21 protein-coding genes are annotated in these 22,229 nt (G+C 60.0%); 14 read left to right on the forward strand and 7 right to left on the reverse strand.

The annotated features are described in order from the left end of the window. Positions 1-3: 3 nt before the first annotated feature. The 6 genes from ACP7CZ_RS00210 to poxB all read left to right on the forward strand — a co-directional run bounded on the left by ACP7CZ_RS00210 (position 4) and on the right by poxB (position 6,126). Positions 4-222, forward strand: a complete 219-nt coding sequence (locus tag ACP7CZ_RS00210; RefSeq protein ID WP_034126066.1) for a DUF2970 domain-containing protein — start codon at positions 4-6, stop codon at positions 220-222. Between the two features lie 40 nt (positions 223-262). Beyond that, complete coding sequence (locus tag ACP7CZ_RS00215) at positions 263-568, forward strand: hypothetical protein (protein ID WP_162557049.1); 306 nt, start codon at positions 263-265, stop codon at positions 566-568. Positions 569-746: 178 nt separating this feature from the next. After that, on the forward strand, positions 747-2,405 hold the full coding sequence (locus ACP7CZ_RS00220; protein ID WP_003190712.1) for a nitrite/sulfite reductase: 1,659 nt from the start codon (positions 747-749) through the stop codon (positions 2,403-2,405). Then, positions 2,389-2,883: a DUF934 domain-containing protein gene (locus ACP7CZ_RS00225; RefSeq protein WP_003190711.1), complete on the forward strand. Its 495-nt coding sequence runs from the start codon at positions 2,389-2,391 to the stop codon at positions 2,881-2,883. Before ACP7CZ_RS00220 ends, ACP7CZ_RS00225 begins: the two co-directional genes overlap by 17 nt. A 207-nt stretch (positions 2,884-3,090) precedes the next feature. Beyond that, positions 3,091-4,323: an NADH:flavin oxidoreductase/NADH oxidase family protein gene (locus ACP7CZ_RS00230; protein ID WP_034126069.1), complete on the forward strand. Its 1,233-nt coding sequence runs from the start codon at positions 3,091-3,093 to the stop codon at positions 4,321-4,323. Positions 4,324-4,401: 78 nt separating this feature from the next. Then, positions 4,402-6,126 carry a ubiquinone-dependent pyruvate dehydrogenase gene (gene poxB, locus ACP7CZ_RS00235; RefSeq protein WP_122301057.1) on the forward strand — a complete coding sequence of 575 codons (1,725 nt, stop codon included), beginning with the start codon at positions 4,402-4,404 and terminating at the stop codon, positions 6,124-6,126. A 123-nt stretch (positions 6,127-6,249) separates the two neighbouring features. Here the strand turns inward: poxB and ACP7CZ_RS00240 are convergent, their stop codons facing one another. Beyond that, positions 6,250-6,807, reverse strand: coding sequence for an NADPH-dependent FMN reductase (locus ACP7CZ_RS00240; RefSeq protein WP_003190705.1), 558 nt, complete (start codon positions 6,805-6,807; stop codon positions 6,250-6,252). 227 nt (positions 6,808-7,034) lie between these two features. Here ACP7CZ_RS00240 and ACP7CZ_RS00245 point away from each other — a divergent pair, with 227 nt between their 5' ends. Further along, complete coding sequence (locus ACP7CZ_RS00245; RefSeq protein WP_032874044.1) at positions 7,035-7,271, forward strand: hypothetical protein; 237 nt, start codon at positions 7,035-7,037, stop codon at positions 7,269-7,271. A 49-nt stretch (positions 7,272-7,320) separates the two neighbouring features. Here the strand turns inward: ACP7CZ_RS00245 and ACP7CZ_RS00250 are convergent, their stop codons facing one another. After that, complete coding sequence (locus tag ACP7CZ_RS00250) at positions 7,321-7,659, reverse strand: hypothetical protein (protein WP_014718262.1); 339 nt, start codon at positions 7,657-7,659, stop codon at positions 7,321-7,323. Positions 7,660-7,842: 183 nt separating this feature from the next. On the opposite strand from ACP7CZ_RS00250, the gene ACP7CZ_RS00255 reads away from it, so the two are divergent. After that, complete coding sequence (locus ACP7CZ_RS00255; protein ID WP_054897501.1) at positions 7,843-8,751, forward strand: LysR substrate-binding domain-containing protein; 909 nt, start codon at positions 7,843-7,845, stop codon at positions 8,749-8,751. A gap of 99 nt (positions 8,752-8,850) precedes the next feature. On the opposite strand, the gene ACP7CZ_RS00260 is transcribed toward ACP7CZ_RS00255, so the two are convergent. From ACP7CZ_RS00260 to dnaQ, 3 genes are all read right to left on the reverse strand, one after another. Further along, a complete protein-coding gene (locus tag ACP7CZ_RS00260; RefSeq protein WP_019820276.1) occupies positions 8,851-9,420 on the reverse strand; it encodes a GNAT family N-acetyltransferase in 570 nt (189 codons plus the stop codon). Between the two features lie 20 nt (positions 9,421-9,440). Next, entirely contained in the window at positions 9,441-11,696 is a 2,256-nt protein-coding gene (locus tag ACP7CZ_RS00265) for an Orn/Lys/Arg decarboxylase N-terminal domain-containing protein (RefSeq protein WP_252950881.1), read from the reverse strand. Positions 11,697-12,301: 605 nt separating this feature from the next. Next, positions 12,302-13,042 (reverse strand): DNA polymerase III subunit epsilon, encoded by a 741-nt coding sequence (gene dnaQ, locus ACP7CZ_RS00270; protein WP_164692278.1) that lies wholly within the window; start codon positions 13,040-13,042, stop codon positions 12,302-12,304. A gap of 202 nt (positions 13,043-13,244) precedes the next feature. Here dnaQ and ACP7CZ_RS00275 point away from each other — a divergent pair, with 202 nt between their 5' ends. After that, entirely contained in the window at positions 13,245-13,550 is a 306-nt protein-coding gene (locus tag ACP7CZ_RS00275) for a DUF2388 domain-containing protein (protein WP_054897498.1), read from the forward strand. Positions 13,551-13,685: 135 nt separating this feature from the next. Here ACP7CZ_RS00275 and rnhA read toward each other — a convergent pair whose 3' ends face one another. Both rnhA and ACP7CZ_RS00285 read right to left on the reverse strand, forming a co-directional pair. Then, entirely contained in the window at positions 13,686-14,138 is a 453-nt protein-coding gene (gene rnhA, locus ACP7CZ_RS00280) for a ribonuclease HI (RefSeq protein WP_003173571.1), read from the reverse strand. 31 nt (positions 14,139-14,169) lie between these two features. Continuing rightward, positions 14,170-14,928 carry a class I SAM-dependent methyltransferase gene (locus ACP7CZ_RS00285; protein ID WP_034126074.1) on the reverse strand — a complete coding sequence of 253 codons (759 nt, stop codon included), beginning with the start codon at positions 14,926-14,928 and terminating at the stop codon, positions 14,170-14,172. 65 nt (positions 14,929-14,993) lie between these two features. Between ACP7CZ_RS00285 and gloB the strand changes: the two genes are divergently transcribed. From gloB to ACP7CZ_RS00310, 5 genes are all read left to right on the forward strand, one after another. Further along, entirely contained in the window at positions 14,994-15,761 is a 768-nt protein-coding gene (gene gloB / locus ACP7CZ_RS00290) for a hydroxyacylglutathione hydrolase (RefSeq protein ID WP_034126075.1), read from the forward strand. Between the two features lie 98 nt (positions 15,762-15,859). Beyond that, positions 15,860-17,260 carry a transglycosylase SLT domain-containing protein gene (locus ACP7CZ_RS00295; RefSeq protein WP_181125340.1) on the forward strand — a complete coding sequence of 467 codons (1,401 nt, stop codon included), beginning with the start codon at positions 15,860-15,862 and terminating at the stop codon, positions 17,258-17,260. A gap of 236 nt (positions 17,261-17,496) precedes the next feature. After that, complete coding sequence (locus ACP7CZ_RS00300) at positions 17,497-19,326, forward strand: extracellular solute-binding protein (protein WP_181125341.1); 1,830 nt, start codon at positions 17,497-17,499, stop codon at positions 19,324-19,326. After that, positions 19,323-21,155: an extracellular solute-binding protein gene (locus ACP7CZ_RS00305; RefSeq protein WP_054920846.1), complete on the forward strand. Its 1,833-nt coding sequence runs from the start codon at positions 19,323-19,325 to the stop codon at positions 21,153-21,155. The genes ACP7CZ_RS00300 and ACP7CZ_RS00305 overlap by 4 nt, the downstream gene beginning before the upstream one ends. Continuing rightward, positions 21,156-22,229, forward strand: a complete 1,074-nt coding sequence (locus ACP7CZ_RS00310; protein WP_034126078.1) for a microcin C ABC transporter permease YejB — start codon at positions 21,156-21,158, stop codon at positions 22,227-22,229.

A 22,229-nucleotide genomic window follows, 5' to 3' on the forward strand; every position in this document is an offset into this window, starting at 1 on the left:
TTTATGGACGATCCAATCGATGACAAACCACCGACCTTCCGGCAGATGCTGCACAGCGTGACGGCCGCCGCGTTCGGTGTGCAAAGCGGCAAGAATCGCGCCCGCGATTTCACCCATGGCAAACCCAGCCACTTTGTGATCCTGGGCGTTGCGTTCACGGTGGTGTTTGCGTTGACGCTGTTTGGCATCGTCAAGCTGGTGCTGTACCTGGCCGGTGTTTAACGCCGCCGATGCAGACTGAACGCATAAACAGGACGCCGGTTTGCCAACGACCGCCAGCGCACGGAATCCACCGGCGCTGGCGGCGCTGACAAATGCAGGCGCTCAGATAAACCTTGAATATCGACCGCCATCATCTTGGCTACTCGACAACCAATCGCTGCTCAATCAACGGTTTTATTACTGGTGGCTGACCCAAAATACAGCGGTGCCGACCACGAGAATAATCAGAAACAAAATGGCCCAGGCATCAACGGTACTGTCAGGTTTACGGGCTTTGGTGGAATTACTCATCGCATCGCCTCTTGTCGGTTTTATAGGTGACTGCACTAAGACTCGTCCACAGTAAAGACCAGTCTTGCCCCCATGACAAATGTGGGTATCGCGATAACTGTTCTCATTAGTCAGTTTGGTTATGTGCATATACCCAAACATCACTTTTGCGCATATACGCAAACTGGTATCGTGCGCCGGCTCCGTTGGGAGTGCGCGGCCGTGCGCGCAGATTTGCCGAGAACAGGACCTATATGTACGTATACGACGAATACGATCAGCGCATCATCGAGGACCGCGTCAAGCAGTTCCGTGATCAGACCCGACGCTACTTAGCAGGTGAACTGAGCGAAGAAGAGTTCCGCCCTCTGCGCCTGCAAAATGGCCTTTACGTTCAGCGCTTTGCGCCGATGCTGAGGGTGGCCGTGCCCTATGGCCAACTGACGTCGCGCCAGACGCGAATGATGGCCAAGATCGCCCGCGACTTCGACAAAGGCTATGCCCATATCAGCACCCGCCAGAACGTGCAGTTCAACTGGCCGGCCCTGGAAGATGTGCCGGATATCCTGGCTGAACTGGCTACCGTGCAGATGCACGCCATTCAGACCAGCGGTAACTGCCTGCGCAACGTGACCACCGACCAATTTGCCGGCGTCGCTGCCGACGAGTTGATCGACCCACGGCCGTGGTGCGAAATCGTGCGCCAGTGGACTACCTTCCACCCTGAGTTCGCCTACCTGCCACGCAAGTTCAAGATCGCCATCAATGGCTCGACCTCGGACCGCGCCGCCATCGAAGTCCACGATATCGGCCTGGAGCCGGTGTACAACGCTGCAGGCGAGCTGGGCTTCCGTGTGCTGGTGGGTGGCGGCCTTGGTCGTACGCCGGTGGTCGGTGCGTTCATCAACGAGTTCCTGCCATGGCAGGACCTGTTGAGCTACCTCGACGCCATCCTGCGGGTCTACAACCGCTATGGCCGTCGCGACAACAAGTACAAGGCCCGGATCAAGATCCTGGTCAAGGCGCTGACCCCTGAGGTGTTTGCCCAGAAAGTCGATGCCGAAATGGAACATCTGCGCGGCGGCCAGACCACCCTGACCGAAGCCGAAGTGCACCGCGTCGCCAAGCACTTCGTCGACCCTGAGTACAAGGCCCTGAGCAATCAGGACGCCGAGTTGGCCGCACTCGACCAGCAACACCCAGGCTTCGCCCGCTGGCGCACGCGCAATACGCTGGCGCACAAGAAGCCGGGCTACGTGGCAGTGACCCTGTCGCTCAAGCCCACCGGCGTTGCACCTGGCGATATCACCGACAAGCAACTGGACGCGGTCGCCGACCTGGCCGAGCGCTACAGCTTTGGCCAACTGCGCACCTCCCACGAGCAGAACATCATTCTCGCGGACGTTGAACAGAGCCAACTGTTCACCCTGTGGGGCGAACTGCGCGAAGGCGGCTTTGCTACGCCGAACATAGGCCTGCTGACCGATATCATCTGCTGCCCGGGCGGCGACTTCTGCTCCCTGGCCAACGCCAAGTCGATCCCGATTGCCGAGTCGATCCAACGCCGTTTCGACGACCTGGATTACCTGTTCGATATCGGCGAGCTGGACCTGAACATCTCCGGTTGCATGAACGCTTGTGGTCACCACCACGTCGGCCACATCGGCATCCTGGGCGTGGACAAGAAAGGCGAAGAATTCTACCAAGTGTCCCTGGGTGGCAGCGCCAGCCGCGATGCGAGCCTGGGCAAGATCCTCGGCCCATCCTTCGCCCAGGAAGCCATGCCAGAGGTGATCGGCAAGCTGATCGACGTGTATATCGAACAGCGTACCGAAGATGAGCGCTTCATCGACACCTACCAGCGCATCGGCATCGACCTGTTCAAGGAGCGTGTCTATGCAGCGAATCATTAAGAACAACGCAGTCGTCGACGAAACCTGGCACCTGCTGCCCAAGGACGCGAGCTTCGACGGCATCTCCAACTGCGACGACCTGATCGTGCCGCTGGCCCTGTGGCGTGAGCACGGCCATGCCCTCAAGGCCCGCGATGGCGGCCTGGGCGTGTGGCTGGACGCCGATGAGGAAGCCGAAGAAATCGGTGATGACGTGCAGCATTTTCAGGTCATCGCCCTGAACTTCCCGGCCTTCACCGACGGGCGCAACTACTCCAACGCCCGCCTGCTGCGTGACCGTTATGGCTACAAGGGTGAACTGCGGGCCATTGGCGACGTGCTGCGTGACCAGTTGTTCTACCTGCACCGCTGCGGGTTCGATGCCTTCGCCTTGCGCGCGGACAAAGACCCGTACGAAGCGCTGGAAAGTCTCAAGGATTTCTCGGTGACCTATCAAGCGGCCACCGATGAACCCCTGCCACTGTTCCGCCGCCGCTGACACCTTGTCCCTGTAGGAGCGAGCTTGCTCGCGAAAAACCTGAACGATAACGCAGGTCGCCTGGCTGTAGTGGCGCCCTCGCGTTCTTCGCGAGCAAGCTCGCTCCTACAGTTCCATCGCCCGTCAATCCTGTGTGATCGACTGCCGCTTGACATTAAAGTTAACTTTAAGCTTAGCCTGAGACCTCCCCTGCTCAGGAGTTAACCCATGTCACCGTTCGAATCGCTGCAACTGCCCAACGGCCAAGTCATCGCCAACCGCATCGCCAAGGCCGCGATGGAAGAGAATATGGCGGACCTGCATCAGGCACCGTCCAAAGCATTGAAGCAGCTATACAAGACCTGGGCCGACGGCGAGCCCGGCTTACTGTTGACCGGTAACGTGATGATCGACCGCCGCGCCATGACCGGCCCTGGCGGTGTCGCGCTGGAAAACGAGCAACACCTGGCCAGTTTTCGTGAATGGGCCGACGTAGCCCGGGCCAAAGGTGTGCACTTCTGGGTACAGCTCAGCCATCCGGGCCGCCAGACCATGGCCAACCTCGGTCAACAAGCGTTGGCACCCTCGGCTATTGCGCTGGATGTGGGCAGTTTTTCCAAGATGTTCGCCAAACCCAAGGCCATGACCGAAGACGACATCCAGGACGTCATCAAGCGCTTCGCCACCAGCGCCCGCCTGGCCGAGCAAGCCGGGTTCACCGGGGTGCAGATCCACGGCGCCCATGGCTATTTGTTGAGTCAGTTCCTCTCGCCCTTGAGCAACCATCGCACCGACCGTTGGGGCGGCTCCCTGGAAAACCGGGCACGCCTGCTGCTAGAAGTCATCCGTGCCGTGCGGGCCAATGTCAGCCCTTCATTTTGTGTGTCGGTAAAGCTCAATTCCGCAGACTTCCAGCGCGGCGGCTTCGATGAGACCGATGCACGCGCTGTAGTGGAAATGCTCAATACACTGCCGATCGATTTGCTTGAGTTGTCCGGCGGCAGCTATGAAGCGCCGGCCATGCAAGGTGAAGCGCGGGACGGCCGCACCTTGGCCCGTGAAGCCTACTTTTTGGATTTCGCCACGCAAATGGCGAGCATCGCCACCATGCCACTGATGGTGACCGGAGGTATTCGCCGCTTGCCGGTGGTCCAGCAAGTATTGGACAGCGGCATCGCCATGGCCGGCATCGCCACCGCCCTGACCCTGGAGCCGCAACTGATCAAACAGTGGCGTGAAGGTCGCGACCTCAACCCACAACTGCGGCCCATGGAATGGAAGCGCAAACCGCTGGCCGCCCTCGCCACCCTCGCCGTGGTGCGCGACCAGATGCGTCGCCTGAGCCGCGGCCGTCTGCCCAACCCCAACGTTGCGCCCTGGCTGGCATTGGCCTGTGACCAGTGGTTTATCGCGCGGCGTACGCGGCAGTATCGCGCGAGCATGACGCAATCTTCACATTAATGGCGGAGCATTCGCCGTGATTGAACTGTCCCCTACTGATCAGCAGTTTTTCAACCTCACTGACGATTGGAGTTCCTCATGGCGAAAATCAACCTGGCCCAGCAGTTGGCGACCACCCTGGAACAAGCGGGTATCAAGCGTATCTGGGGGCTCACCGGCGACAGCCTCAATGGCCTGACCGACGCCCTGCGCAGCATGGACAGCATCGAGTGGATGCATGTGCGCCACGAGGAGGTCGCCGCCTTCGCTGCCGGTGCCGAAGCGGCGGCCACCGGCGAGTTGACGGTGTGCGCCGGCAGTTGCGGGCCGGGTAACCTGCATTTGATCAATGGTTTGTTCGATTGCCATCGCAACCATGTGCCGGTGCTGGCGATTGCCGCGCAAATTCCGTCCTCGGAGGTTGGCCTGAATTACTTTCAGGAAACCCATCCCCAGGAGCTGTTCAAGGAATGCAGCCACTTTATCGAGCTGGTGAGCAACCCCGAGCAGATGCCTCAGGTGCTGCACCGTGCCATGCGTTCGGCGATCCTCAACCGAGGCGTGGCGGTGGTGGTGATTCCGGGAGATGTTTCGCTGCTGGAGGTGGAAGATAAGCTCAAGCCTTGGCCGGCCTTGCACGCACCGCGCACCCTGCCGGTTGAGCAGGACTTGCAGCGCCTCACCGACATGCTCCAGAGCAGCGAGAAAGTCACCCTGCTGTGTGGCAGCGGCTGTGCCGGTGCCCACGATCAAGTGGTGGCGCTGGCCGACGCCCTCGGCGCGCCGGTGGTGCACGCACTGCGGGGCAAGGAGCATGTGGAGTGGGATAACCCGTTCGACGTCGGCATGACCGGCCTGATCGGTTTCAGCTCCGGCTACCACGCCATGCTCGATTGCGACACCTTGGTCATGCTCGGCACCGACTTCCCTTATCGCCAGTTCTACCCGACCGACGCCAGAATCATCCAGGTGGACCGCAACCCCCAAGCCCTGGGGCGTCGTGCGACCTTGGACCTGGGCATCGCCGCCGACGTCAGTGAAACCATCGACGCGCTGTTGCCGCGCCTGACCCGCAAGACCGATCGCAGCTTCCTCGATACCTCCCTCAAGCACTACGAAAAAGCCCGCCAAGGCCTGGATGACCTGGCGCAACCGTCCAAGGCCGGCCGGCCAATCCATCCCCAGTATGTGGCGCGCTTGCTCAGCGAACTGGCCGATGATGATGCGATCTTTACCGCCGATGTCGGCTCGCCCACCGTGTGGGCGGCGCGTTATCTGAAGATGAACGGCAAGCGCCGGCTGATCGGCTCGTTCAACCATGGCTCGATGGCCAACGCCATGCCTCAGGCTATCGGCGCCCAGGCGGCGTTCCCTGGACGGCAGGTGATCTCGATGTCCGGGGACGGTGGTTTCACCATGTTGATGGGGGATTTCATTTCCCTGGCGCAGCTGCAATTGCCGGTCAAACTCGTGGTGTTCAACAATTCGTCCCTGGGCTTTGTCGCCATGGAGATGAAGGCTGCGGGTTACCTTGACACCGGCACCGAGCTGAAAAACCCGGACTTCGCGGCCATGTCCAATGCCATGGGCATTTTGGGCATACGTGTGGAGCAATCCGAAGACCTGGAACCGGCACTGCGCCGAGCCCTGGCCCACGATGGCCCGGTGTTGGTGGATGTGGTGACCGCGACTCAGGAACTGGTGATGCCGCCGAGCATCAAGCTGGAACAGGCCAAGGGGTTCAGCCTGTACATGCTCAAGGCGGTGATGAGCGGGCGTGGCGATGAGGTTATCGAACTGGCACGCACCAACTGGTTGCGATAACCCCCTACTGTAGGAGCGAGCTTGCTCGCGAAGATCGCTAACGGTAACGCTGACATCCTGAATGAACGCGTTGTCGTCGAGTTTTTCGCGAGCAAGCTCGCTCCTACAGGTGCCGGGCTAATTTCAGCCTTTCTGCTTTTCCACCCACTTGCCGTAGGCATCGATGAATGCCTGCAGGAACGGCTTGGTCTTGTCCGACACCTTCCCCGCCTCATCGAACACACTGCCTGCCCCGCCCAGATAGGCTTCCGGCTGTTGCATGCACCACACATCCAGGAACACCAGGGACTGGCGCAAATGGTGGTTGGCGCCAAAGCCGCCAATGGCACCCGGCGACACGCTGATGATCGCCCCCGGCTTGCCACTCCAGGCGCTCTGTCCGTATGGGCGCGAGCCTACGTCAATGGCATTTTTCAAGGCCGCCGGCACGGAGCGGTTGTATTCGGGGGTGACGAACAGCACCGCGTCGGATGAACTCACTTGTTTGCGGAAAGTACTGTAGGCTGCGGGCGGAGTTGCACCGTCGATGTCCTCGTTGTAGAGCGGCAAGTCGCCGATTTCAACAATGTTCAACTTGAGATTGGCTGGGGCCAGTTCGGCCAGGGCCAGGGCGACCTTGCGGTTGATCGACTCTTTTCTCAAGCTGCCCACCAGGACGGCAATCGTGTAGACCTTGCTCATTGAGGTTTCCCGACTTCTGAATAAAGGAGCTTGTAGTTATAGAGGCTTCGCGACGCGTTCACCAGAGGGTTGTGCGGATTCCCTCGCCGTTTTCCGTGCAAGCACTTGCGTAGGAAGCGTCTGAAAATATCAGCGAATAGTATTTTTTTCTTATAGGTAAACTACCCCGCTCCCTGACGGTCTACAGAACCGCAAATCGAGTGTTTATCTCCAGAGGTTCTAAACAGATGGCTGCAGTACTTGTTGGACAGTTTCATGCCAGAGACGCGGAAGGCCGCGTTTATTCGGTGCATGAGTTTCAGGAATCCAACCCGGCGCAAGGCGACCTGGCCGGATCGACGCCCACCACGACCTACAAGCTGGCCATTGGCGACCGTGTAGAAAAGCTGGAAGGTGATGAATTCAAACTGATCCAGTCGGGCACCATTCTCGTGCGCGAGTCCGAAACCACTCTGGCATCGTAAGCGCTTGCCTTGTTCACCTGCTCAGTCCTGGGGACTGGGCTGGGGACGTTCATGGGCGGCGGATCTGCGTCACCTCTATGCCCTGCTCGTCTTGCTTGAGCGTCACCAGCACCTGGCCGTGCTCCCCTTGCACGGTAAACATCGAACGCTTGTAACCTGCCGCATTGTACGCGGGGTAAGCCTCCACCTCCCTGACCAGGGTGATCCCCACAACTGCGCCCACCTGCTCGCCCACCTGTTGCTGGGAGCGAATAAAGGCTTCCAGTGCAAGATTGTCCGGCGTCGGTTCATCCTGATGATTGAAGAAGTAAGCCGCCAGGCCTCCCACGGTCACCAGGACCACGAGTTGCTTGGCCGTTACCCCGAAGAAAGTCGAGGGTAGAGGCATATGAGACCAGACCTGTTTTTTATTTTAAGTACCGGGAAACCGGCAGGGGTCGTTGCTGATCGGACCCGCCATTCTAATGGGGTCCTGGCTGAGCGCCATAGGCAGGGACGACCCCGGCAGTCTTTTTTGCGCACGAAGGCCTGCGCCATTGAATCCCCTGCGCACTGCACATAGACTCCGGCCATGCGTTTACGTCATATCGAAGTGATTCAGGCCATCTTGCAGACCGGCCACCTCGGCACCGCCGCCGAGTGGTTGCAACTCCCCGTGGGCGAAGTAGACGCCACTCTCAAGGACGCTGAGCAGCAATTGGGCTTCATGCTGTTCGCCAGCGTGCGCGGGCGTTTGCAGGCCACCCGGGAAACCCTGGAATTGCAGGCACAAATCACTGCTCTGTATGAAGCCCTGGAGCCGTTGCAACGCCTTGCCAGCCGCTTGAAACACCATCATGCGCCGCCCCTGCGCGCGCTGTGCACGCCGCCGTTGGCCAACCAACTGTTGCCCCAGAGCATTGCTGCACTGCGTCGACGCTTCCAGGACATGCCGTGCAACCTGTCGAGCCAGCCAGTTGGCGAGATCATCAACAGCCTGCTGTTGCATGAAGCCGATGTGGGCCTGAGCCTGCATGACCCAGAACATCCACAGATCCAGAGCACGGTGCTGGCCCAAGGCAAATTGCAGTTGCTGGCCCCCCATGGCTGGCTCAAGCCCAAGCAAAAATACATTGCGCTGCAGGAGTTGGCCGGCCAGTCCCTGATCGGCCTTGAAGGCCATGACCCGCTCAGCCGCTTGCTGGATGCCAAGCTGCACGCCCTGCGGCCGCTGCCCGTGGTGCAGACGCGGGTGCAAACCTACCCGATGATGCGCGGCTTGGTGGAGGCCGGAGAAGGCCTGGCGATTGTCGACCCGTTCACTGCCTTGGGTGCACGAGAGTCCGGGCTTGATGCGTGCCCGGTGTCACCACCGATAGTGGTCAGCCTGTATGCGTTGACCTTGAAAGACGCTGCGCCCTCCCCGGCATTGAATGCGCTGCTGGAAATCGTCATCCAGAAAGCCGAAAGCCTGCTTGGCAACGACACCAAGTCCCCGTAGGAGCGGGCTTGCTCGCGAAGAACGTGAACGATCACACGCTCATCCTTATGCAACGCGGCGCCTTGGCGTTTTTCGCGAGCAAGCTCGCGCCTACAGGGGTCAGACAGCCTCCACTTGCGCCTTGAACAACCGATACCAGAAAATCGCGACCTCGCGGGTTTGCGGGTCAATCCCGCGATAACGCAGTTGATCGATGCCGCCCATTACATAGCCACAACGCTCATACAGGCGACAGGCGCCGAGGTTGTTGTTCTGGGTCTCAAGCATCATGCCCGGCAGGTTCTTCTTGCGGGCCCAGAACTGCGCCACGTCCAACAACGACTTGGCCACGCCATGTCGGCGCGCCGGTAACGCCACGGCCAACTCGTCAACATGGGCGAAACCGTTCCAGTTGGTGCTGACCACGATATGCCCCACTGCGCGGTCATCCAGGTACGCCATGAAGATCGAGCTGTCGGCGGCATCACGAAAACTGGCGAATTCTTCCGGGTCGATGCCATAGCACTTGCGGTACGGCAGCACTTTTTCCACCGGCCATTGTTCGACGCGCTGGCCCATTTGCGGCACCCCATAGGCACTGACTTCAAAGCTGAAATCATTGCCCCACACATAGGCGTCAAAACCTTCGTCGGCGACTCGCACACTGAGCCCTGGATACTTCGGGTTCATTACAGCTTGCATAGACTTCCTTAACCCTTGATGCAGTCGACGGTATAACGACGGCCACTGCCGTCATCTTCGTGTTGCAGCCCATGCACATCCGCGACAAAACCGGGGAAACTGCTATCGAACGTGCGGGCAAATGCCAGGTAATCGATGATTGAACGTGTTGACTCGGTGAAGCGTTCGCCGGGCATGATCAGTGGTATGCCCGGCGGGTAAGGCACCAGCATTACAGCGGCGATGCGTCCTGCCAAGGCATCGATGCAGACCGCCTCCACCTCGCCCCTGACCAACTGGTCGTAGGCATCGGCGGGTTTCATCGCGATTTGCGGCAATACCGTATACATACGCTTGAGGTGCCTGGCCGTGGCATTGCTACGGTAACAGCTGTGCAACTGGTCGCAAAGGTCGCGCAGCCCCAGGCCTTGATAACGTGCCGGGCCTTGGGCATACACCGACGGCAAGCAAGTGGCCAGGCTGACATTGGCATCGTAGCTACGCTTGAACTCCAGCAGCTCGGTGAGCAAGGTGCTCCATTTACCTTTGGTAATGCCCATGGAAAACAGCACGAGAAACGAATACAGCCCAGTCTTCTCCACCACCAGCCCGCGCTCCCAGAGGAACTTGCTGACCACTGCAGCGGGAATCCCACACTCGCTCAATGCCCCACCGGCGTTGAGGCCAGGCATCACCAGTGTGACTTTGATCGGGTCCAGCAGCACGTAGTCTTCAACAACGTCGCCAAAGCCATGCCACTCATCCCCAGGGTGCAATAGCCAATCCGCAGTGGCGACCCGGTCGATACCCGCGACCGAGGGTGGCTGCCAGATGGAAAACCACCAGTCTTCCGCCGCGATATGCTGGCGCAAGTTGGCCAGGGCGCGACGAAAACTCAAGGCCTCGTCGAACATTTCCTGAAGCAGCGAGCGCCCGGCCGGGCCTTCCATCATTGCCGAGGCCACATCCAGCGACGCGATGATGCTGTATTGCGGCGAGGTGGAGATATGCATCATGAAGGCTTCATTGAAGCGGTCACGGTCCAGTTGCCGTGCGCCGCCGTCCTGTACGTGGATCATCGACGCCTGGCTGAATGCCGCCAGCAACTTATGCGTACTGTGGGTGGTGAACACCAAGGGGCTGTCCGGCGTGCGCGAGGTACCCATGCCATAACGCCCGGCGAAGAACTCGTGAAAGGCGGCGTAGGCATACCAGGCCTCATCAAAATGCAGCACCTCGACACTGTTGCCCAGTTGCTGCTTGATCAGTTCGGCGTTGTAACACAGGCCGTCATAGGTGGAGTTGGTCACCACCGCCAATTTCACTTTCGGTGGTCGCCCACGGGTCAAGGGGCTGGCGTCGATCTTGGCGCGGATCGACTCAGGGCTGAATTCGCTCAGGGGGATCGGGCCGATGATCCCCAGCTCGTTGCGCTCCGGGCACAGGTACAGCGGGATCGCGCCGGTCATGATGATCGAATGCAACACCGACTTATGGCAATTGCGGTCTACCAGCACCAGGTCATCGCGCCCCACCATGGAATGCCAGACGATCTTGTTGGCGGTGGACGTGCCGTTGATCACGAAGAACGTATGGTCGGCGCCAAAGTTGCGCGCGGCGCGTGCCTCGGCTTCGGCCAAAGGCCCGGTGTGATCGAGCAGCGAGCCCAGTTCGGGCACCGACACCGACAAGTCAGAGCGCAGGGTGTTTTCCCCAAAGAACTGATGAAACGCCTGCCCCACCGGGCTTTTGCGATAGGCCACGCCACCGCCATGACCGGGGGTGTGCCAGGAATAATTGGAATCGGCGGTGTGTTGCACCAGCGCCTTGAAGAACGGCGGCAACAGGCCATCCAGGTACGTGCGTGCGGCGCGGGCGACCTGGCGCGCCAGAAACGGCACGGTGTCTTCGAACAGATAAAGAATGCCGCGCAGCTGGTTGAGCTCGCTCATGGCATCGGCGGGCGCGTTTTCCAAGGTGACTTGCTCGCCTAACGCAAAGATCGGCAGGTTGGGGGCACGCAGCCGCGCCAAGCGAATCAGCCCAACCATGTTTTGCAGCAGATGGGTGTTTTCCCCAGCGCCTTCGGCGGCGATCAGCATGCAGGCCAGGCCGTGATGGGTAGCGGCCACTAGCCGCCCCTCGGCGTAGTCCACCGCAGAAAAAATACTGAAGCCCTCCTGTTCCAACTCCCTGGCGATGCCTCGAACCCGGTCACCGGCAACGGTGTCGGCCTTGATGTCACGGTGCACGATCAGAACGGGGAACTTCAGGTCTTTGTACATGAGCACTCTTACTCCGGAGGCTTTGCACAAGGGTAGAAGCTGGAAGCAAAAGTGGCGAATGAAGATTTCACAGGTGGTCGAGAGGTATTTATATAACTTCGGTACGGGGCTGAACCTGTCGCGAGGGAGCTTACTCCCGTGACGGCCCGCCTGCCGGGCCATACCTACCTGACACCCCGCGATCAAACTGTGGGAGCTGGCTTGCCTGCGATGACGGCCTGCCAGCCGACACTTATCTACCTGAGGCTCCGCAATCCAAATGTCGGTGGGCTGGGCCGGCACTCCGGTTTTTCCAAAGTGACCCGCTGTCAGAGCGGAACGCTGAGGGGCCGTTACCGCAGGAATGGAGATGCACCCAATCCAACCGTGTTGACTGTCAGGCCGCATTCGCGAGCAAGCCCGCTCCCACAATTTGATCGCGGGGCGTCAGGTCGATAGGCGTTGGCTGGCAGGCCGCTATCGCAGGCAAGCCAGCTCCCACAGTTTGATCGCGCAGCGTCAGGTAGATAGGTGTTGGCTGGCAGGCCGTCACGGGAGCAAGCTCCCTCGCCACAGATGCAACTGTGTAAGTACCCATGGCTGCAAGCCTGCTCCTACATGAGCGGTTATTGCTGAGTGAGTTGAGTCCACAACGCCGGCGCACCGGCTGCCTTGGCAATCGCCTCCAGCCTTGCCGCATGCTCGGCCAGGTCCTGCTCGCTGGCACGGATGATCGGCGTCGGCTTGCGATCAGCTGGCAAGCGGCGGATTTCCGAAGGGCGGTTGCCCGACCCTTCCGCCGAACCGCTGCCATCGGATGCATTACCGGCCAGGGACAGGCTGGTCTGCCCGCCGGTCATGGTCAGGTAAACGTCGGCCAGGATCTCGGAGTCAAGCAAGGCGCCGTGGAGTTCACGGCCGGAGTTGTCGACGCCATAGCGCTTGCACAAGGCATCGAGGCTGTTGCGCTGGCCCGGGTGACGCTCGCGGGCCATCATCAAGGTATCGAGGATCGTACAGTGCTGGGAGATGTCCGCACGGTCAGTCTGCCCCATCAGGGCAAATTCGTTGTTGATGAAGCCGATGTCGAACGCCGCGTTATGGATGATCAACTGGGCGCCATTGATGAATTCGAAGAACTCATCGGCCACTTCGGCGAAGCGCGGCTTGCCCTTGAGGAATTCGTCAGTGATGCCGTGGACGCCAATCGCGCCCTCGTCACTGTCGCGGTCCGGTTGCAGGTAGACGTGGAAGTGGCGGCCGGTCAGGCGGCGCCCCATCAGTTCGACACAGCCGATTTCGATGATCCGGTGACCATCGGTCACCGGCATGCCGGTGGTTTCGGTATCGAGTACAACAGATCGGATGGCCATCAGGGTTCAGCTCTCAACGGTTCGGTACAGTTCAAGGGGCGGGATATTAGCACGCTCTGTAAACGAAGCGCCCATGGCACCCAACCCCCGGTGGACACCCAACAGTTATTTACAAGGTTTCGCAAACTTGCTGCGGTTTTCTACGTCCCTCGTCGCTAACCTGCGCGCCTCCTCCAGATACGGAATTCACTGACTCATGTTCAACCTGAAATGGCTGTTCATCCCCTGCCTGTTCAGCGCTGCCGGTGCGCAAGCCACCAGTTTCGTGATGACCACTGACGCCTTGGTGAGCCTGTCGATGAGTGCCACGGGCGGCACCAGCAGCAGCTTCAAGGACGACAAGATTGTGCTGGCGGCCAAGGCCGATGCCGCATCGTTTGTCGCAAGCGAAGGTGCAATACGCGGTGTCCAGTTGGAGTCAGCCTTGCGGCATATTCGCCAGACAAGAGTGGACCTGCGATGCACGGACGAACAACTCGCCCGTGCAATCCTGGCTCTGTAAGCGACAACACTCACGGCATCTTTGTGATCAGGCCAAAGTATGCCTGCCTGAAGCTCAATGCCGTGCTGGTAGATTCGCCACACGCAATGGCGGCGGTGAAGCAGCGGCTCGAACGGCCGCCGCGGTGTCGCTGATTCAGCTCTGCTTGTAGCCGCGCACTTCATCCACGCCACGGTTGGCCAACTGGTCGGCGCGCTCGTTGCCAGGATGGCCGATGTGCCCGCGTACCCATTTCCAGGTGATGTCGTGACGATTGCACTGTTCATCGAGCAATTGCCACAGGTCGGCGTTCTTGACCGGCTCCTTGGCCGCCGTTTTCCAGCCGCGTTTTTTCCAGTTGACCATCCACTCGTTGATGCCCTTCATCACATATTGCGAGTCGGTCACCAGCAGTACGTTGCAACGCCGCTTGAGTTCTTCGAGGCCGCGAATGGCGCCCATCAATTCCATACGGTTATTGGTGGTATTGGCTTCGCCGCCCCACAGTTCCTTCTCCACGCCCTTGCACACCAGCAAGGCGCCCCAGCCGCCTGGGCCCGGGTTGCCTTTGCAGGCGCCATCGGTGAAGAGTTCTACGCTATCGGTCATCGGTTATTCGGCCTGAAATCAAAAAGAGGTTTTACGGTTCGCCTTGTTCGCGGTTGACCTTGGCCAACGGCATCGGCACGAGCTTGCCGATCGGCTCGCGGCGCACTTGCTGCAACGGTCGCAGACCGACCACGATCTTGCGTGCGACCAATAAATAGAAGCCGCCACCCGACAGCTGCCAGGCTCCTGCCCGGCGTTCCCAACCGGCCAGACGGCCCTGCCACTTGGCAGTCGCAAGCGGCGGACGATAGCACCCGAAGCGGCGTTTCTCCAGCGCGAAGCCCAGCAGGTTGAGCCAGTCGCCCACACGCGATGGCGCGATGCAACGCGCCTGGCGCAGTCCGTCATGGGCGAACACACGGCGCAGGCCCCAACTGCTCCAGGGGTTGATGCCGACAATCAGCAAATGCCCACCAGGGCGCACGCTGCTCGCCGCTTCGCGCAACAAACCGTGGGGTGACAAGCAGAAATCCAGGCCGTGCTGCAACACCACCACATCGGCGGCGTGTTCGCTCAAGGGCCAGGCCTGTTCCTCGCAGACGATCTCCACTCCCGGCAACGGTGCACCCAGGCGCACATTGCGTTGCACCTGCGGCGCCGATGGAGGCGTGTCGGCCGACGGTCCGTAATGCACCAAGTAGCCACCAAAGAACCGGCCCAGCTCGTCTTCGAGCATGCGCCGCTCTTCTTCCAGCAAAAACTGCCCAATCGGCCCGGACAACCATTCGCGGGCCGCGCTGATCAGGGCCAGCCACTCAGGATCGGCCTGGGCGAACGCTTTATCAGTCATTGCATTCTCCAACTCGCCTAGACGTTCTAAGATGCACCAATGTGTTCAGCTTGGCGAATCGAAGAATGATACAGATCAGTGCCCTACCCGCCTTTACCGACAACTACATCTGGTTGTTACAAGACCCTACGACCCAGCGCTGCGCCGTGGTCGACCCCGGCGATGCCACGCCAGTGCTGGCCTGGCTCAAGCAGAATGCCGAGTGGCGCCTCAGCGACATACTGGTTACCCATCATCACCATGATCATGTAGGCGGTGTCGAGCAACTGAAAAATGCCACCGGCGCCAAGGTTTATGGCCCTGCCAACGAAAAGATCCCGGCGCGGGATGTGGCCTTGCACGATAACGACCATATCCGCGTGCTGGGCTGGGACTTCGACGTGTACGCCGTGCCAGGCCACACCCTCGGCCACATCGCCTTTTATCACCAAGGCGTATTGCTGTGTGGCGATACCTTGTTCGCCGCCGGTTGCGGTCGCCTGTTCGAAGGTACACCCGAACAGATGTACAACTCTCTGGAACGCCTGGCCGCCCTGCCCGCCGATACGCAGGTGTACTGCACCCATGAATACACGCAAAGTAACTTGAAATTTGCCCAAGCCGTGGAACCGCACAATGCCGACATCGCCGAACGTGTGGAAAATGTCGCCCAACTTCGCGCCCGTGGCGAGATGACGCTGCCCTCCAACCTGGCCCTGGAAAAACGTACTAACCCTTTTCTGCGCACCGCTGAAACATCCGTTAAACAAAAAGCGGACGAACGGAACGGCCGCGACAACCGCTCTGGGGCCGAGGTGTTTGCTAGCTTGAGGGCTTGGAAAGATAAGTTCTAACCAGATGCAATCTGATACGTAATTTCTGAATGGTTGACCGGAACCAAAGCGCTTTCTAGAATCGCCCGACATTTTTGCCCGGAACTTACTTCCAGCCAATGTCGTCATCTATTCGTAAATCCATTTCTTCAGACGCATTGACCCGCCTGGCTCAAGCCGTGGCGGTGGCCGTTTCCGCAACTCTGGCGGGCTGCCAATCGACTCATTACGCTGCACAATCCACCGTGCAACCCAAACCGAATCTTGCTGCCAAGATCAAGCAAAAACCTATTTGGCTATCAGAGAAGCCCAGCCCCGAAGTACCCCAGGACGTCTGGGAACGCATGCGTCGGGGCTTTCAATTGCAGGACGGTGTCGGCGTCAACCCGCGCATCGAGCAACAGCGCCTGTGGTTCGCCAGCAACCCCTCCTTTCTGGAGAATGCCGGCGAACGCGGCAGCCTCTACATTCATTACATCGTCGAACGCCTTGAAGAACGCAACATGCCCCTGGAACTGGCGCTGCTGCCAGTGATTGAAAGTGCCTACAACCCGATGGCCTATTCGCGCAGCGATGCGGTGGGCTTGTGGCAGTTCATTCCCTCCACCGGGCGCTACTTCAACCTGCGCCAGACCCGCGCCTACGATGGCCGCCGCGACATCACCGCCTCCACCACCGCCGCCCTGGACTATCTGACGCGTCTGCATGACATGTTCAACGGCGACTGGCTGCTGGCCCTGGCGGCCTATAACGCCGGCGAAGGCACCGTCAGCCGGGCGATCGAGCGCAACGAAAAGCTCGGCCTGCCCACCGACTACTGGAACCTGCCCCTGCCCCAGGAAACCAAGGACTATGTGCCCAAGTTCCTGGCCTTGTCCCAGGTGGTACTGGCGCCCGAAGCCTACGGCGTCAACCTGAACCCGATTGCCAACACGCCGTACTTCGAGGTCGTTGAAGTCAAGCAAAGCATGGACCTGTCACGGGTTGCCGCGCTGGCCGAGATCGACGAAGACGAACTGTTTCAGCTCAACCCGGCCTTGAAACAACGCACCACCCTGGACGGCCCCCAGCATCTGCTGGTGCCGACCTCCAAGGCCCAACTGCTGACCAGCACCCTTTCGACGATGAAGCCGGAAGAGTTGCTGAGCATGCGCCCCAAGAAGCCGGTATTCGACGAAGTCGAGACCAAGGCGGTCGCAGGGCGTACCCGAAGCTACAAGGTACGCAGTGGCGACAACCTCACGCTGATCGCCAAGGCCAACAAGGTCGATGTGCATGACCTGCAGCGCTGGAACAAGCTCAACGGCCAGGCCCTCAAGGTCGGCCAGACCCTGGTGATGCAGGACACGCGTAAAGTCGCGGCGAAAAAACCGGTGCAGTACAAGGTCAAGAAAGGTGACTCGCTGTACATGGTGGCCAAGCGTTTCAATGTCGAGATGCAACATCTCAAGCGTTGGAACCCGCGCACCGGCCAGGCATTGAAACCAGGGCAGATGCTGGTGGTTTCCGCGCCGCGCTAATACCTCGGGGAGAGCTGGCTTGTGTGGGAGCTGGCTTGCCTGCGATGCAGGCACCTCGGTCTATCAGTCAGACCGCAGTGATGCTATCGCAGGCAAGCCAGCTCCCACATTTGACCTTCACACCGTCCAATAGCTTGCAGTCCGCAAAATGGCTTTCCCGACAGCCTTTTTCCAACCGGAACAAGCTGTTACTGTACCGATCATAAAGCCCAAGCCGCCTGGATCGGATCTCTGACTTGAAGCGTCCCCTCCTTCTACTAATAAGTCTGGCCTTGAGCTTTGCGGCGAATGCGACGATCACCGAAAGCCACGGTTATGCGCAGTTCGGCACACTCAAGTACCCGGCCAAATTCACCCATTACCATTGGGTAAACCCTGCAGCGCCCAAAGGCGGGACATTGCGGGTGATGGCATTTGGCACCTTCGATACGCTCAACCCCTACACCTTCAAAGGTTCAAGCCCGGTTTCCACCGCCAATTTCCTGCAGTACGGCGTCAACGAACTCAATGAACCTTTGATGGTGGGCACTGGGCAATACGCGCCGTCCGGCGATGAACCCACCTCAAGCTATGGCCTGATTGCCCAATCGGTGGAATACAGCGAAGACCGCAGTTGGGTGGTGTTCAACCTGCGCCCCGAAGCGCACTTTCACGACGGCAAGCCGATCACCGCCGATGACGTGGCGTTCTCCTATCGCACCCTGCTGACCGAAGGCCACCCGCAGTACCGCACCAACCTGCAGGAAGTGGCCCGGGTCGATATCCTCAACCCTCACCGTATCCGCTTTGTGTTCAAGCGCGCCGGCAACCCCTTGCTGATCCTGCGCCTGGGCGAGTTGCCGGTGCTGCCCCAGCACTATTGGAAAAACCGTGACTTCAAGGCCACCACCTTCGAGCCGCCCCTGGGCAGTGGGCCCTACCGCATCACCAAGGTTGCGCCTGGGCGGCAACTGGTGTTTGAACGGGTCAAGGATTACTGGGGCAAAGACCTGCCGGTCAACCAGGGTTTCTATAACTACGACAAGGTCGAAGTGGAGTTCTATCGCGACAGCGACGTGGCCTTTGAAGCCTTCAAGGCCGGTGAATTCGACATTTATATCGAGCATCAGGCCAAGAACTGGGCCACCGGCTACAACTTCCCGGCGGTCAACCGCGGCGATGTGATCAAGGCGCAGATCGCCCATCAGATCCCCACCCAGAGCCAGGGCCTGTTCATGAATACCCGGCGACCGGCGTTCAGCCAGGCCAAAGTGCGTGAAGCCCTGGGGTTGATGTTCGATTTTGAATGGACCAACCGCACGCTGTTCAGCAGCGCCTACAAGCGTTCGGTGAGCTATTACCCCAACAGTGAATTCTCGGCCACCGGCCTGCCCGTGGGCCATGAGTGGTTGATGCTCTCGCCCTACCGCGACCAACTGCCGGCTGCGCTGTTTACCCAACCGTTCAGCCTGCCGCACACCGATGGTCGCGGCATCCCTCGCGAAACCCTGCGCCAGGCCCTGGCCCTGCTCAGCGAGGCCGGCTGGAAACTGTCAGGGCAGCGCCTGCTGGATAAGGACGGGCAACCGCTGCGCCTGGAAATCCTGCTGGTCAACCCGAACCTCGAGCGCATCCTGCAACCCTATGTCGAAAATCTGACCCGCATCGGCATCGACGCCCGCTTGCGTACCGTTGACCGCGCACAGTACAAACAGCGCCTCGATCAATTCGATTTCGACATGATTTTGATGACTCTCAACCAGACCTTGAGCCCCGGCCTTGAGCAGTGGCAGTACTTCCACTCCAGCCAGGCCGCAATCAAAGGCAGCAAGAATTACGCCGGTATCGCCAACCCGGTGGTCGACCACCTGCTGGACCAACTGCTGGCGGCGCAGACCCGCGAAGAACAACTGGCTGCCGGCCGCGCCCTGGACCGGGTGCTGCTGTGGCAGCACTACAGCATTCCCAACTGGTACCTCAACTATCATCGCCTGGCGTACCGCAACCGGTTCGCCTTTGTCACCACGCCGCCCTACAGCCTGGGCCTGAGCGCATGGTGGCTGAAAGCTTCGGAGAAAGCCCAATGATGTCCTTGCGTACTACCCTGCTCGCCAGCCTGTTGCTGTGCACCGCGGCGCACGCCGCGCCACAACATGCGCTGACTCTCTACAACGAGCCCCCCAAGTACCCCGCCGACTTCAAGCATTTTGACTATGTAAACCCCGACGCCCCCAAGGGCGGCACCTTCCGCGAATCGGCCATGGGCGGCTTCGACAGCCTCAACCCCTATATCAGCAAGGGCGTACCGGCAGACAACCTGCCACTGATCTACGACACCCTGGCCATGCAAAGCCTGGACGAACCCATCACCGAATACGGCCTGGTGGCCGGCAAGATCGAAAAAGCCCCGGACAACAGCTGGGTGCGCTTCTATCTGCGCCCCGAAGCACGCTTCCATGACGGCCACCCGATACGCGCCGAAGACGTAGTGTTTACCTTCCAGACCCTGATCAAGGAAGGCAACCCGCTGTACCGCAACTACTACGCCGACGTCGATGAGGTGGTGGCCGAAGACCCGTTGCGCGTGCTGTTCAAGTTCAAGCGCACCAACAACCGCGAGTTGCCGTTGATCCTTGGGCAGCTGCCAGTACTGCCCAAACACTGGTGGGCCAGCCGGGATTTTTCCAAGGGCAACCTGGAAATCCCCCTGGGCAGCGGGCCTTACCAGGTGGCAGAGGTCAAGCCGGGCCGCATGATTCGCTACGAGCGGGTCAAGGATTATTGGGCCAAGGACCTGCCGGTCAATAAGGGCTTCTACAACTTCGATACCCGCATCACCGATTACTACCGCGACAGCACTGTCTCCCTGGAAGCCTTGAAGGCCGGGCAGTTCGACTACTGGCTGGAATTCAGCGCCAAGAACTGGGCCAATGCCTACAACATTCCAGCGGTGAAAGAAGGCCGATTGATCAAGGAAGAAATTCCCAACGGCAACCCCACCGGCATGCAGGGTTTTGTGTTCAACATGCGCAAGCCGATGTTCCAGGACGTGCGGGTGCGCAAGGCCATCAGCCTGCTGCTGGATTTCGAATGGAGCAACAAACAGCTGTTCAACGGTGCCTACACCCGTACCCGCAGCTATTTCGAAAACTCGGAAATGGCCGCCACCGGCCTACCCGGTCCGGACGAGTTGGCGATTCTCGAGCCGCTGCGCGACAAGATCCCTGGCGAAGTCTTCACCCAGGCATTCGAACCGTCCCACACCGACGGCAGCGGCATGATCCGCACCCAGCAACGCGAGGCCTACCAACTGCTGCAGGAAGCGGGCTGGAAGATTGTTGACGACAAAATGGTCGACAGCACCGGCAAGCCAGTGACCATAGAGTTTTTGCTGGCCCAGACCGAGTTCGAGCGCATCCTGCTGCCGTTCAAGCGCAACCTGGCAGACCTGGGCATCGACCTGGTGATTCGTCGCGTGGACGTCTCACAGTTCGTCAACCGCCTGCGCTCGCGCGACTTCGACATGCTGGTGGGCAGCTTCCCGCAATCCACCTCGCCGGGTAACGAGCAGCGCGAGTTCTGGAAATCCTCCAGCGCCGACAAGCCCGGCAGCCGCAACTACATGGGCCTCAAGGACCCCGCGGTCGACCAGTTGGTGGAAGAGCTGATCGACGCCGGTTCGCGCCAAAGCCTGATCGCCCACGCCAGGGCGCTGGATCGTGTGCTGCAGTTTGGTTACTACGTGATTCCCAACTGGCACATCAAGACCTTTCGCGTCGCGTACTGGGACCACCTGGGCCACCCCAAGGTCTCGCCACGCTACGACGTCGGCACCGCGACCTGGTGGAGCAAACCCGACGTCACACCTGCCGTCCCCCTGGACACACGCGCCGATGCGGCGAGCGGAGGCGATTAAATGCTGGCCTATATTGTTCGCCGCCTGTTGCTGATCATTCCCACGCTGTTCGGGATCTTGTTGATCAACTTTGTCATCATCCAGGCCGCTCCCGGCGGCCCGGTGGAGCAGATGATCGCCAAGCTCGAAGGCTTCGACGGCGCCACCAGCCGCATTGCTGGCGGCGGCGCCGAAGTTGCGGTGGCCGGTTCCAGCTACCGTGGCGCCCAGGGCCTGGACCCGGCGCTGATCAAGGAAATCGAAAAGATGTACGGCTTCGACAAGTCGGCGCCGGAACGCTTGTGGATCATGGTCAAGAACTACGCCCAGCTGGACTTCGGTGACAGCTTTTTCCGAGACGCCAAGGTCATCGACCTGATCAAGGAGAAGATGCCGGTGTCCATTTCCCTCGGGTTGTGGAGCACCTTGATCATGTACCTGGTGTCCATCCCCCTGGGGATCGCCAAGGCCACGCGCCACGGCAGCCATTTCGATGTGTGGACCAGCTCGGCGATCATCGTCGGCTACGCGATACCGGCGTTCCTGTTTGCGATTCTGCTGATCGTGGTGTTTGCCGGTGGCAGTTATTTCGACTGGTTCCCCCTGCGCGGGCTCACCTCCAACAACTTCGAGGAGTTGAGCTGGGGCGGCAAGATCCTCGATTACTTCTGGCACCTGGCGCTGCCCGTCACTGCCCTGGTGATCGGCAACTTCGCGACCATGACCCTGCTGACCAAGAACAGCTTTCTCGACGAAATCAACAAGCAGTACGTGGTCACCGCCAAGGCCAAGGGCCTGACCAATCGCCGCGTGCTGTATGGCCACGTGTTCCGCAACGCCATGCTGCTGGTGATCGCCGGTTTCCCTTCGGCCTTCATTGGCATCTTCTTTACCGGCTCGTTGCTGGTGGAGGTGATCTTCTCTCTCGACGGCCTGGGCCTGATGAGCTTTGAAGCGGCGATCAACCGTGACTACCCGGTGGTGTTCGGCACGCTGTTTATCTTCACCCTGCTGGGGCTGATCGTGAAACTGATCGGCGACCTCACCTACACCCTGGTCGATCCGCGTATCGACTTTGCCAGCCGGGAGCATTGA

Source organism: Pseudomonas sp. DWP2-2 (genome assembly GCF_049897065.1).
Lineage (GTDB): Bacteria > Pseudomonadota > Gammaproteobacteria > Pseudomonadales > Pseudomonadaceae > Aquipseudomonas > Aquipseudomonas paracarnis.

Bases quoted from the DNA above. Each gene is read 5' to 3' on its own strand.
- ACP7CZ_RS00210 (WP_034126066.1), top strand. From the start codon at position 4: ATGGACGATCCAATCGATGACAAACCACCGACCTTCCGGCAGATGCTG.
- ACP7CZ_RS00220 (WP_003190712.1), top strand. From the start codon at position 747: ATGTACGTATACGACGAATACGATCAGCGCATCATCGAGGACCGCGTC.
- ACP7CZ_RS00225 (WP_003190711.1), top strand. From the start codon at position 2,389: ATGCAGCGAATCATTAAGAACAACGCAGTCGTCGACGAAACCTGGCAC.
- ACP7CZ_RS00230 (WP_034126069.1), top strand. From the start codon at position 3,091: ATGTCACCGTTCGAATCGCTGCAACTGCCCAACGGCCAAGTCATCGCC.
- poxB (WP_122301057.1), top strand. From the start codon at position 4,402: ATGGCGAAAATCAACCTGGCCCAGCAGTTGGCGACCACCCTGGAACAA.
- ACP7CZ_RS00240 (WP_003190705.1), bottom strand. From the start codon at position 6,807: ATGAGCAAGGTCTACACGATTGCCGTCCTGGTGGGCAGCTTGAGAAAA.
- ACP7CZ_RS00245 (WP_032874044.1), top strand. From the start codon at position 7,035: ATGGCTGCAGTACTTGTTGGACAGTTTCATGCCAGAGACGCGGAAGGC.
- ACP7CZ_RS00250 (WP_014718262.1), bottom strand. From the start codon at position 7,659: ATGCCTCTACCCTCGACTTTCTTCGGGGTAACGGCCAAGCAACTCGTG.
- ACP7CZ_RS00255 (WP_054897501.1), top strand. From the start codon at position 7,843: ATGCGTTTACGTCATATCGAAGTGATTCAGGCCATCTTGCAGACCGGC.
- ACP7CZ_RS00260 (WP_019820276.1), bottom strand. From the start codon at position 9,420: ATGAACCCGAAGTATCCAGGGCTCAGTGTGCGAGTCGCCGACGAAGGT.
- ACP7CZ_RS00265 (WP_252950881.1), bottom strand. From the start codon at position 11,696: ATGTACAAAGACCTGAAGTTCCCCGTTCTGATCGTGCACCGTGACATC.
- ACP7CZ_RS00275 (WP_054897498.1), top strand. From the start codon at position 13,245: ATGTTCAACCTGAAATGGCTGTTCATCCCCTGCCTGTTCAGCGCTGCC.
- rnhA (WP_003173571.1), bottom strand. From the start codon at position 14,138: ATGACCGATAGCGTAGAACTCTTCACCGATGGCGCCTGCAAAGGCAAC.
- ACP7CZ_RS00285 (WP_034126074.1), bottom strand. From the start codon at position 14,928: ATGACTGATAAAGCGTTCGCCCAGGCCGATCCTGAGTGGCTGGCCCTG.
- gloB (WP_034126075.1), top strand. From the start codon at position 14,994: ATGATACAGATCAGTGCCCTACCCGCCTTTACCGACAACTACATCTGG.
- ACP7CZ_RS00295 (WP_181125340.1), top strand. From the start codon at position 15,860: ATGTCGTCATCTATTCGTAAATCCATTTCTTCAGACGCATTGACCCGC.
- ACP7CZ_RS00305 (WP_054920846.1), top strand. From the start codon at position 19,323: ATGATGTCCTTGCGTACTACCCTGCTCGCCAGCCTGTTGCTGTGCACC.
- ACP7CZ_RS00310 (WP_034126078.1), top strand. From the start codon at position 21,156: ATGCTGGCCTATATTGTTCGCCGCCTGTTGCTGATCATTCCCACGCTG.